Source organism: Pseudomonas sp. 21LCFQ010 (genome assembly GCF_024129905.1).
GTDB lineage: Bacteria > Pseudomonadota > Gammaproteobacteria > Pseudomonadales > Pseudomonadaceae > Aquipseudomonas.
The window spans coordinates 201,145-211,707 of the sequence record NZ_JAMYDZ010000009.1 but is presented as its reverse complement, the minus strand read 5'-3'; the positions used below and the strand labels follow the sequence as shown (position 1 = coordinate 211,707).

The 10,563-nt window shown below is 61.9% G+C and carries 12 protein-coding genes; 2 read left to right on the top strand and 10 right to left on the bottom strand.

Annotation, left to right across the window (positions count from 1 at the left end):
* On the bottom strand, positions 1–797 hold a 797-nt coding region (locus tag NJC38_RS13425; RefSeq protein ID WP_366855913.1), incomplete at its 3' end, for a transposase.
* Positions 798–876: 79 nt separating this feature from the next.
* On the opposite strand from NJC38_RS13425, the gene NJC38_RS13420 reads away from it, so the two are divergent.
* Entirely contained in the window at positions 877–1,209 is a 333-nt protein-coding gene (locus NJC38_RS13420) for an AAA-associated domain-containing protein (protein ID WP_366855909.1), read from the top strand.
* An 8-nt stretch (positions 1,210–1,217) separates the two neighbouring features.
* On the opposite strand, the gene NJC38_RS13415 is transcribed toward NJC38_RS13420, so the two are convergent.
* The gene (locus NJC38_RS13415; protein ID WP_253115130.1) at positions 1,218–2,018 is read right to left on the bottom strand and encodes a transporter substrate-binding domain-containing protein; all 801 of its coding nucleotides are present in this window, start codon (positions 2,016–2,018) and stop codon (positions 1,218–1,220) included.
* 235 nt (positions 2,019–2,253) lie between these two features.
* Here NJC38_RS13415 and NJC38_RS13410 point away from each other — a divergent pair, with 235 nt between their 5' ends.
* Positions 2,254–2,514, top strand: coding sequence for a hypothetical protein (locus tag NJC38_RS13410; RefSeq protein ID WP_253115129.1), 261 nt, complete (start codon positions 2,254–2,256; stop codon positions 2,512–2,514).
* Positions 2,515–2,535: 21 nt separating this feature from the next.
* Here NJC38_RS13410 and NJC38_RS13405 read toward each other — a convergent pair whose 3' ends face one another.
* The 8 genes from NJC38_RS13405 to NJC38_RS13370 form a co-directional block, all read right to left on the bottom strand.
* A complete protein-coding gene (locus NJC38_RS13405) occupies positions 2,536–3,528 on the bottom strand; it encodes a tripartite tricarboxylate transporter substrate binding protein (protein WP_253115128.1) in 993 nt (330 codons plus the stop codon).
* Positions 3,529–3,567: 39 nt separating this feature from the next.
* Entirely contained in the window at positions 3,568–5,070 is a 1,503-nt protein-coding gene (locus NJC38_RS13400; RefSeq protein ID WP_253115127.1) for a tripartite tricarboxylate transporter permease, read from the bottom strand.
* Between the two features lie 9 nt (positions 5,071–5,079).
* Complete coding sequence (locus NJC38_RS13395) at positions 5,080–5,547, bottom strand: tripartite tricarboxylate transporter TctB family protein (RefSeq protein ID WP_253115126.1); 468 nt, start codon at positions 5,545–5,547, stop codon at positions 5,080–5,082.
* A complete protein-coding gene (locus NJC38_RS13390; RefSeq protein WP_253115125.1) occupies positions 5,544–6,518 on the bottom strand; it encodes an ABC transporter substrate-binding protein in 975 nt (324 codons plus the stop codon). The genes NJC38_RS13395 and NJC38_RS13390 overlap by 4 nt, the downstream gene beginning before the upstream one ends.
* A gap of 105 nt (positions 6,519–6,623) precedes the next feature.
* On the bottom strand, positions 6,624–7,694 hold the full coding sequence (locus tag NJC38_RS13385) for an LLM class flavin-dependent oxidoreductase (protein WP_045481823.1): 1,071 nt from the start codon (positions 7,692–7,694) through the stop codon (positions 6,624–6,626).
* A 429-nt stretch (positions 7,695–8,123) separates the two neighbouring features.
* On the bottom strand, positions 8,124–8,621 hold the full coding sequence (locus NJC38_RS13380) for an RES domain-containing protein (protein ID WP_253115124.1): 498 nt from the start codon (positions 8,619–8,621) through the stop codon (positions 8,124–8,126).
* A complete protein-coding gene (locus NJC38_RS13375) occupies positions 8,621–9,094 on the bottom strand; it encodes an antitoxin Xre/MbcA/ParS toxin-binding domain-containing protein (protein ID WP_045481829.1) in 474 nt (157 codons plus the stop codon). Before NJC38_RS13375 ends, NJC38_RS13380 begins: the two co-directional genes overlap by 1 nt.
* Positions 9,095–9,243: 149 nt before the next feature.
* Positions 9,244–10,500: an OprD family porin gene (locus NJC38_RS13370; RefSeq protein WP_253115136.1), complete on the bottom strand. Its 1,257-nt coding sequence runs from the start codon at positions 10,498–10,500 to the stop codon at positions 9,244–9,246.
* Positions 10,501–10,563: the final 63 nt, after the last annotated feature.

Sequence of the window (10,563 nt, the reverse complement as noted above, 5' to 3'; positions counted from 1 at the left end):
CCTGCCGCCGACCTGGACATATTGCGTACCTGCAAGTCCTCGATACACACCATCGCGTGGTTTTGGCTGATCGTGGTGGAGCACTTGTGCAGGTAGTCGCGGCGGGCATTGCCGATGCGGGAATGAATGCGCTGGACGCAGGCTTTCGCCTTCTTCCAGTTGCGGCTGAATCTGACCTTGCGGCTCATCGCCTGCTGCGCTTTGCACAGCGCGGTTTCATGGCGTTTGAAGCTGTTCAGTGGTGCGTAGAACGAACCATCCGAAAGCGTGGCGAACCGGGCAATGCCCATGTCGATGCCGACTGCCGCACCCTGTGCCGTGGGCTGCTCATCGATCTCGCGTTCGGTCTGGATACTCACAGGCACCTCGCGGCTGTTGCGGTAACGCAGCCAGCCCAGCTTGGGCAAGAACAGGCGGCTGTTGGTCTGGTCGAGCTTGATCTGTTTCGGGTCGGGGTAGCGGAAACTGTCGCGCTGCCCCTTCTTCTTGAACCGGGGAAAGTCGGCTCGCTTGGCGAAAAAGTTGGCGTAGGCCCGCTCCAGATCCTTGAGGCTCTGTTGCAACGGGTGAACAGGCGCATCGGTCAGCCATGCGGTTTGCGGGCTATGGCGCCACTCGGTCAGCAACTTGCACAGGCCCGCATAGCCGAGCTTCTTCTCGCCTTGCTCGTGGCGCTCCTTCTGCAACGCCAGCGCCTTGTTGAAGACGAAGCGACAGGAGCCCGCAAAGCGGCGCATTTGCCGCTCCTGCTGGCCGTCTGGCATGAGTTCGTACTTGAAGGCTTGAAGTCGTTGCAGTGCATGCCCATGGGGTCTTTGTAACGAAATACCGCCGTAGAAGGGCATACTGTGTCGCCGTATTACTGCGCATCATCCTGTGGCAGTGCGTCCATCGAACAGCAGCAGACACCCCACTGCAGCCAGGGACGGCTACGCCGTCCGCGCTATCCTTCCCCGCCCTGAACGGCGGGGCTTGTCGCGCCCCGATGGTCAATGCCGGGGACGCATTGCACTGGTGAATTTCATTCTGGACCGTCTGCATCTTGAACCGGGTGCCAGCCTGGCCAGAACCGTGGTGCTTGGCAGGCTGGCAGAGTGGATGGATGAAGAACAGGCCGAGCGGGTCTTGAACGTTGCCATCGAATGGGGCCGCTACAGCGAGCTGTTCGAGTACAGCTTCCATAACCACTGCTTCACCCTGACCTCCTGATACGGCGGTCACGGCAGGCGGCTGGCTTGCGGACCCGGCAAGTCGTGCAGGTAGCTATCGATGATGCGCTCAATACTGCCGTCGTCGCGCAAGCGTTCGACGGCCTTTTTCAGCCGCTGGACCATCGGCTCGGCACAGGTTTTCGAGCAGGCCAGGTACAGGTCGGTCGGCATCATCGGCGGGCTCATCAGCAATGGCCTACTGGACACGTCGCGCCAGATGTAGCGGGTTTCCGGCACCCCGTTGAACCAGGCATCGACCCGGCCCAGCAAGAGCATCTGCGCCGGGTTCTCGCCGATTTTCAACGGGTAGATCTGCTCATCGGCGAAGCCTTGTTCGCGCAGCATCTGCTCTTGGGCACTGCCCAGCCCCACTGCGATGCGCCGGTAGCTGCGGCGGGCCTCGTCGAAATTCTCCACCCGTTTATCGAGGCTGAAGAACGCCCGTTCCATGGTCATGATCGGCACGATCCAGGTGTAGCTGTTTTCCCGCGACGGGATGCGCGACAGGGGGATGATCAGCAGGTTCTCGCCCATCTGGACCGTACGCTGCGCGCGGTTCCAGGGCATGGATCGAACGTTCAGCTCATAGCCTGCCAGAGCGGCGGCCTTCTGCGAGACGTCGCCCAGAATGCCGCTGCGGCCAACCGGGCCAGACATGGTCAGCGGCGGCGCCTCAAGCAGGTAGATATCTGCCGGGGCCGCGAGCAGGGTCTGCCATGGGTAGAGCACGCCGACCATCAAGGCTGCGCAAAACCGCTTCAAGGCTCGCAAGCCTGTGTAGCGCAGGGAATTGGTCGAGAGGTGCATCAGGGTAACCTGAAAGTGGACGACAAGCTGACTTGGCAAGCATAGTTGCAAATACCTGATAGCGCATTGCCCTGCCCAATAAAGGAGCACTACCGCCCATGATCGGACAGCAGCGTTACGAAGCCGGCTTGCAGGCGCTGAGCGATGCAGGCGCGCATGTGCGCATGTGCGCACCACCGTGGGGGTGTACCAGCTGAAGGTCGATCTGCTGGCGATTGCGCAGTAGGTCCTCGCCATGGCGCACTTGATCAGGATCAGCGATGTACCGCGCGCCCGGTGGATCGCCTTGCGCGATCAACTGGCCGCCGATGGCTGGACGTTGATCAGGGGTGGCGGGCTGGATCACTCATGGGCAACGTTGCACCGCGGTGAGCCGGTGATTGAAATGCAATGGGACAACTGGACCGAAGGTGAGATCACCTACGCGCAGGAGCAGGCCGGGTTGATCGAGGCCCAATTGCCAGAGGACATCAGGGCGTTGCTAAAGGCGCCCTGAATCACAGCCAGCAGGTTGCCTTTACTCGATCGTCACCTTCGCCGCACGAATCACCTCGCCCCAGCGCTGATGGTCATCGGCAATCACCTTGGCAAAGCCGGCCGGGGTGCTTTTTTCAAGGCTGATGCCGTTCTGCGTGAAACGCTCGGCGGTTGCCGGGGCATTGGCGATCGCTTCGATGGCCTTGCTCAGGCGCTCGACGATCGGTGCCGGGGCGTCCTTGGGCAGCACCACGCCGAACCAGCCGGAAGCCACGAAACCTGGCAAGCCGGCCTCGACGGCACCGGGCACGCCCGGCAGCAGCGGCGAACGCTCGGCACTGCTGAGCACCAGACCCTTGAGTTTGCCGGCCTTGATCTGCGGCGCCAGCACGGTCAGGGTGTCGACCGCGATGTCCACTTCCCCGCCCAGCAACCCGGTGACCGCCGGAGCGCTGCCTTTGTAGGGCACATGCAGCAGGTCGATCTGCGCCTGGTTTTTCAGCAGTTCTCCGGACAGGTGGCACAGCGTGCCGTTGCCGCAGGAGGAATAGCTCAGTGCACCGGGGCGGGCCTTGGCGTTGCTGATCAGCTCTTGCAGGTTGTTGATCTTGCTGCTGGCATTCACCGCCACCACGTTGGGCACCGAGGCGACCACGGCCACCGGGGTGAAATCCTTCTGATAGTCGTAGCGCAGGTCGTTCTTCAGGTTAGGCAAGATGGTCAGTTGCCCGGCGGTGGCCAGCGACAGGGTGTAACCATCAGGTTTGGCCTTGGCCACATACTCGGCAGCAATGGCAGTGCCGGCACCGGGTTTGTTTTCGACCACCACTGGCTGGCCCAGTGAGGTGGACAATTGTTCGGCGTAGTAACGGCCGACGGTGTCTGCCGCGCCGCCCGGCGGAAACGGTACGATCAAGGTCAACGGACGGCTGGGCCAGTTCTGTTCAACAGCAGTATCGGCATGCACCAGGCTGCTCAGCACACCCAGGGTCAGGCCGGCCAAAGCGGCAGTGAAGGTACGGGTCTTGTTCATGGACATCTCGTTTTTCAGTGTTGGGCAAAAAGCGCAGGGTCAGTCTTCGTTGAACGCCACCTGGCGGGTGGCGCGAAAACGCGGCAACAGCAGCAAAGTCACGATCAACAGGGTCACAATCAGCAGGCTCAGGCTCAGCGGGCGCTGCACGAACACCAGCGGATCGCCGCGCGACAGCAACATGGCGCGGCGCAGGTTCTCTTCCATCATCGGCCCGAGGATGTAGCCCAGCAGCAGCGGTGCCGGTTCGCAGCGCAGCTTGATGAACAGGTAGCCAAGCAGGCCGAAGCCGACGGTGAGCAGCACATCGAACAGGCTGTTGTTGACGCTGTACACGCCAATGCAACAGAACAACAGAATCGCCGGGTACAGCAGGCGGTAAGGCACCGACAGCAGCTTCACCCAGATACCTACCAGCGGCAGGTTGAGCACCAGCAACAGCAAATTGCCGATCCACATGCTGACGATCAGCCCCCAGAACAACTCCGGGCGCTCGTCGAGCACCTGCGGCCCGGGCACGATGCCGTGGATCATCATTGCGCCGGCCATCAGCGCCATCACCGCGTTGGACGGCAAGCCCATGACCAGCATCGGGATGAATGAGGTCTGCGCCCCGGCGTTGTTGGCCGACTCCGGACCCGCGACACCTTCGATGGCGCCCTGGCCGAAGCGCGCAGGGTCCTTGGCCAGACGTTTTTCGAGCATGTACGAGGCAAACGAGCCGAGCATCGCCCCGCCGCCCGGCAGTACGCCCAACAGCGAACCCAGGCCGGTGCCGCGCAGAATCGGCTTCCAGGCGCGGCGGTAGTCATCGCGGCTGGGCAACAGGCGTCCGACCGGGGCGATCTGGCTTTTGCCGCTGTGGTCACGCTCCAGGTTGGCGATGATTTCGGCGATGCCGAAGATGCCCATGGAGATCACCACAAAGCTGATGCCGTCACTCAGTTGCGGCAGGCCGAAGGTGAAGCGCTCGGCCCCGGAGTTGACGTCAGTGCCCACCATGCCCAGCAACAGACCGAGCTCGGTCATCGCCAGTGCCCGCAGCACGTCGCCCTGGGCCAGCACGATGGCCGCCACCAGGCCCAGCAGCATCAGCGAGAAGTAATCGGCCGGGCCGAATTTGAGCGCGAACTCCGCCAGCGGTGCCGCCGCGGCGGCCAGCAGCAGGATCGCCAGGCTGCCGGCAATGAACGAGCCGATCGCCGCGATGGCCAGCGCAGCCCCTGCCCGGCCCTTGCGCGCCATGGCATGACCGTCGATGCAGGTCACCACCGAGGACGACTCGCCCGGCAAGTTGACCAGAATCGCGGTGGTCGAACCGCCGTACTGCGCGCCGTAGTAGATGCCCGAGAGCATGATCAACGCCGCCGAAGGTGTCAGGCCATAAGTGATCGGCAACAGCATGGCGATGGTCGCCACCGGCCCCAGCCCTGGCAACACGCCAATCAGGGTGCCGAGGGTTACGCCCAGCAGGCAGTAGAGCAAATTGTTGACGGTAAAGGCTGCGTCCAGGCCGAGACTCAGGTGGGCGAGCAGTTCCATGGGGCTTCCTCAGACCGGCAGTACAGGCAGATTCAGGCCCAGTGCCCACGTGAACACCAGGGCACTGAAGCCGCCCAGCACACTGCCCAGCACGGTCAGTTCCTTGAAACTGGGTTTGCGCCGCGCCAGCCCGCTGAGCAGGGTCATGACCAACGTCGCCAGGGCCAGCCCCAGACTGGGCAGCAACAGCGCGAAAGCCACCACACTGCCGATGATCGATAACCCCGCACGCACGCTGAACAGCCCGCCCAGGCCGACCTGCTCACTGGAAAACGCCAGCCCGCGCAACAGGATCAACACCCCCAGCGCACTGAGCACAGTGCCAATCAGCAACGGAAAGTAGCCGGCGCCCATGCGCATTGTCGTACCCACGCTGTAGTCCCCGGCCAGGCTCAGGGCGACGCCGCCGAAGCCGAGAAACAACAGCCCGGCGCACACGTCACGGGCATCGCTGACCCGCGCCGGCAAGCGTTTCATGGCGTGGTCCTGGCACTGGCGGTCGCAGCCGCGACGCCCGGTTGCAGTGCCGCCGAGAACGACAGGTCGAACAGGCTGGCGGCCGGATAGGACTTGATCAGGCCCAGCCCGCTGAAAAACTCGATGGTCTGCTGCGCACCGGCAATCACCTGCTCGTTGAGCGGCCCAAGATCGGTTTTGGCCCGGACAAACCAGACCCGTGCGATGTCAGCGTCGGCGCGGGTACGCTTCGCCCAACTGTCGGCATACTGCTCACTGTGGGCCTGATCGCGCTGAGCCCAGTCACGGGCCTTTTTCAGGCGCTGCAGAAAATCTTCGATGGCCGCGCGCTTCTCGGCGATGGCCTTGTCGTTGGCCACCACGAAGCTTTGTGCCGGGATCAGGTCCTTGGCCGTGGCCAGTACCCGAGCACCCTGGCGCTCTTGCTGGGTGACATAGGGCTCCCAGGTGGCAATCACGTCCACCGAGCCGCCGTCCAGGGCATGGGAGGCATCCAGTGCGCTGAGGTAGCGCAGCTCCAGCGCATCACGCGGGACACCGGCCTTGTCCAGCGCCGTGAGCAACAACTGCTGGCTCCAGGAACCTTTCCAGATCGCGGCCCGCTTGCCGCGCAGGTCGCCCAGAGTCTTGATGGGCGAGTCCTTGCGGACCAGAATCGCCACCCCGTCAAGGTTCTGCCGGCTGACGGCAATCACCTTGATCGGCGCGCCCAGCGCCCCGAGAAACAAAGGCGGTGCGTCACCCAGCAAGCCGATGTCCAGGCTGCCGACGTTGAGCGCTTCGGCCACTGGCGAACCGGCAGTGAACTGCTTCCACTCCAGGGTGTAAGGCAAATCGTTGAGAACGTTGGCGGCTTCCATCACCGCCTGGGCGTTGTAACTCTGATCACCGACGTTCAAGGTCAACGCCGAGGCGCTCAAGCTCAGGGCCGCAGCCAGCAGGCCGACGGCCAGTTTCAGGGGTTTACGCACGGTAGTCTCCAGGACCGGTTGCACAGGCAACGGCCAGCAAGGTGAGGAGCCCGATCCGCGCGTGCGGTCTCGTGACAGCCTGAGTCGATTCAGAATGAGGAGGGCTCAGCCCTGACGGGCAGCGATTTTGGCGCGGGTCAACGGGATCAACTCACGGCCATAGTCTTTGGCGTCTTCGATGGGGTCGAAGCCGCGAATCAGAAAGGTGGTCACGCCCAGCTCGTAATAAGCCAGCAACGCATCGGCCACTTGCTCGGGAGTGCCGACCAGGGCGGTGGAGTTATGCCCGCCACCCACCAGCCTGGCGATACCGGTCCACAGCCGCTCATCCACGCGCTCACCTTTGGCCACGGTATCAAGCAGGCGCTGGGCACCCACACTCTGCGGTTTGTTGGCGATCACTTGGCCTGCCTGTTCGATGCGCTGGCGGGCGGCAGTGAGAATCTGGTCGGCCTTGGCCCAGGCGGCGTCTTCAGTAGCCGCGATGATCGGCCGGAACGACACACTGAACTGCACCTCACGGCCGTTGCGGGCGGCCTCGGCACGCACCTGCTCGATGGTCTCACGGGTCTGCTCCAGCGACTCGCCCCACAACGCGAAGACATCGGCGTGCTTACCGGCCACTTGCAGGGCGGCCTGTGACGAACCACCGAAGTACACCGGCAAGTGCGGTTTCTGCAGCGGCTTGATGGCCGAGAAGGCGGCCTCGGCCTGATAGAACGTGCCCTGATGATCGAAGGGCTGCTCTTCGGTCCAGACCCGGCGTACCACCTCCAGAAACTCGTCGCTGCGCGCATAGCGCTGGTCGTGATCCTGATAGTCGCCATCCTTGCGCTGCTCGGCATCGCTGCCACCGCTGATGATATGCACGGCCAGACGACCATCAAGCAGATGATCCAGCGTGGCGAGCTTGCGGGCGGCCACTGTCGGCGCAACGAAACCGGGACGGTGAGCCAGCAGGAATTTGATCTTCGAAGTGACCTGGCCGGCCAGCGCAGTGACCAGAAAACCGTCAGGCTGATCGGACCAGTAGCCGACCAGAATCCGGTCGAAACCGGCCTCTTCGTGGGCACGGGCGAAGTCGGTGATCACGTGTTTATCGAAGATCGGCCCCGTCGGTGCCAGGGTCTCGGAAGTCAGGCGATGGCCGAGCATGCCGATGAATTGAACGCTCATAGGGGTCTCCTTGATAGCGAACCTTGATTTAGCGGTTATAAATTTAACCCCGCTAAAAACCTTTTCGCATAAGATATCGAGAACCTTGCCCCTTGTGAAATGCATTTTTGTCATATTCTAATATGGAAAAGATGCAAAATAATTTTGATATAAGACAGCCCTTCACAGGTGTGTGTGTTGCATGAAGGCAACCTCTTCACGACCAAGGTCGTGCCCACCGTATTTCAAGACAGAATCGGGGTGGGAACGACCTTGGTCGTGAAGAGGCCGGTAAAGTCACAGCATCTGCTGCGCCTGTGCAGCAATCTTCGTCGGCAACCGAAGCACCGGCCGGCCTCTCCCATCGGGTATACGGCGTCAATCCGATCATTGCTCAGGCGTATGGCTTGATCAGGAGCAGCCTGGGGTTATAGATGCAGCCGCAGCCGGCTAGTTGACTGGCGGGTTGAGCCGCGTATCCAGGGCAAAGCGTTCCTGACTGAGCTCTTCGAACAGGCCGTCGGCGGTCAGCGGGTTGATCAGCACGTTCCAGCTGTAACGTGATACCGCCGAGGGGATGAGGATCAAGGGGTGCTGCGCCAGCAGACGGTCGCCGTACTGCTGCTGACCGCGACCGGGTGAACCGGGAACCAGCCAGTTGGGGTTGGGCACCTCATGGGGCAAGACCCGATGCACCCGCTCAGGCTCCAGCACCCGGGCGCAGGTCAGCACATGCGCCATTGTGTCGAGCGTCTGAAAGCCCTTGTGCACCGCGACTTCAAGAATTGCAGTGGCCGGGTCGGCACTGCAATACACCGTTTTGATCCCCCTGGAGTTCCAGCGCCCACCGGCCATTTCGGCACCGATCCCCGAAGCCCAACTGCTGGCATGCCTGGCCTGATCAAGACGCCACAGGTACAGCTCACGGCTACCTGGCGCCACCAGCATCAGGAGTACACCCCGTAATCCATGCGGGTGAGGAAGTCTTCAACCAGCTCAAAGCCCATCTGGGTGGTCAGCAGCTCCAGCGGCACCCTGCCCTCCAGCCCCATGGCCGGCGTGGTCATCCAGTTCAACGCGCGCTTGCGCTCACCCAGCACCTCTTCGGCGCGGCTCAGCACACTGGCCAACCGCCAGGCGCCGTTGGTCTGTTCAGCCGTCAAAGGTTCAGGATTCTTGATTCGCCGCTGCAGAGTGCGGTCAGACAGACCAATGATGCGTGAGAACACCTGATGATCACGAAACTCGCTGCACGATTGTACGAAGGCGATGACCCGCTCTGACGGAAAGCCCTTTTCCATCAGCGAATGCAGCTCGAAAGCGTCGTTGATCGGCGGCTTGAGGTTGTCGCCGAACAACAACAACAGCGGCCTTGCCGGATCGTGGGGCACACAATAGGTGGCGCGATTTTCTGAAATCATGACGGTCACTCCTCTTGCCATATGGCAAAAATATAACGCCATATGACACAGAAAATCCAATCCACCTGATGACAGGTCGTCCAGTACGAAACCAGAACATCCGCCTCGGCCGGGCACCTGCCAGAACTGGCAGGGCCTGGCCGCAAGGCTCAGAAGATATTGAGCGGGTATTCGATGAACGCACGCACCTCGTTGCCGTCATCCATGTAGCCGGCCGGGCGCATGTTATTGGAGGTGCGCAGCCAGGAGGTGCGCAGGCGCACTTTCAGATCCTTGGCCGCGCCGTTCTGCACCACGTACTGGAACTGATTGAAGATCTCATGCTCACGCCCTTCGCCCTGGCCGGTGCGTATGTTGTCGCCACGCACATAAGCCACGCGCCAGGTCAGGCCGGGCACGCCCAAAGCGGTGAAATCCAGTCCATAGCCCAGTTGCCAGGAGCGCTCGTCTTCAGCGTTGAAGTCCGACCAGTAGGAGTTGGCCAGAAACACCGTCGAGCCGCCGTCGCCTACTCCACCGCCGCTGCCGTACCAGCCATATTGATAACCGGTGTCGCCGGAGCTGCGCTGGTGGGCAATAGTCACCGAATGCGGACCAAAGGCATAGGTCGCCGCCAGGCTCCAGATTTTGTTATCGCGGCCGGTGGCCAGGCTGTTGGCAAACTCGCGATCGAGCGTGGAACGATAGCCATTGAAGTCAAAGGTCAGCGACTGATCGCTGTGCAACGGCAAGCTGTAGGTCGCGCCCAGGTATTGCTTGGCGATGCGGTCCTCGACATCGGAAGCATAAAACGACGCACTCAGTTGTGGCGTGAACTGATAACGCGCGCCCCACAAGCGGATCGACGTCATGTCACCACTGTCACGGCCTTGCGCGCCTTTGCGAGCCTCGGCATGAAACTGCGCCGCAGTGAGCTCCAGGCCTTCGATTTCATTGGACACCAGCATCGCACCGGTAAAACTCTCCGGCAGCAGACGTGAGTCGTCGTGATTGAGCACTGGCAGGGTCGGCATCATGTCGCCGTATTTGAGCACGGTGTTGGACACCCGCAGTTTGATCGCGCCGCCGGCGCGGGCCAGGTCGTCGGCAGCCGCGCCCGAGTCTCCCCGCTTGAAGAACTCGATCCCCGGCGCACCGCTGCGGCCCTTGCCGCCATCCAGACGCACGGCATACATGGCAAAGGCGTCCACGCCCACGCCAACCGTGCCCTGGGTAAATCCGGAACTGAACTTGCCGATGAAGCCCTGGCCCCATTCGGCTTTATCTTGCGCGCCGTGTTTATAGTCACGGCTGATATAAGCATTGCGCATCAATACATTCAGATGAGCATCTTCGACAAAACCGGCTGACGCTGATTGTGCTGCGGCCCATACCGGAGCCGCGCCTAAAACACCCGCAACCGCCATAAACAGACGAACGTACATATCACTCACTCCATGAAAAACAGGATTACAACCTGACTTGGTTAC

Coding starts and splice junctions, on each gene's coding strand:
- NJC38_RS13415 (WP_253115130.1), bottom strand. CDS start 2,018: ATGCACCTCTCGACCAATTCCCTGCGCTACACAGGCTTGCGAGCCTTG.
- NJC38_RS13410 (WP_253115129.1), top strand. CDS start 2,254: ATGGCGCACTTGATCAGGATCAGCGATGTACCGCGCGCCCGGTGGATC.
- NJC38_RS13405 (WP_253115128.1), bottom strand. CDS start 3,528: ATGAACAAGACCCGTACCTTCACTGCCGCTTTGGCCGGCCTGACCCTG.
- NJC38_RS13400 (WP_253115127.1), bottom strand. CDS start 5,070: ATGGAACTGCTCGCCCACCTGAGTCTCGGCCTGGACGCAGCCTTTACC.
- NJC38_RS13395 (WP_253115126.1), bottom strand. CDS start 5,547: ATGAAACGCTTGCCGGCGCGGGTCAGCGATGCCCGTGACGTGTGCGCC.
- NJC38_RS13385 (WP_045481823.1), bottom strand. CDS start 7,694: ATGAGCGTTCAATTCATCGGCATGCTCGGCCATCGCCTGACTTCCGAG.
- NJC38_RS13380 (WP_253115124.1), bottom strand. CDS start 8,621: ATGCTGGTGGCGCCAGGTAGCCGTGAGCTGTACCTGTGGCGTCTTGAT.
- NJC38_RS13375 (WP_045481829.1), bottom strand. CDS start 9,094: ATGATTTCAGAAAATCGCGCCACCTATTGTGTGCCCCACGATCCGGCA.
- NJC38_RS13370 (WP_253115136.1), bottom strand. CDS start 10,500: ATGGCGGTTGCGGGTGTTTTAGGCGCGGCTCCGGTATGGGCCGCAGCA.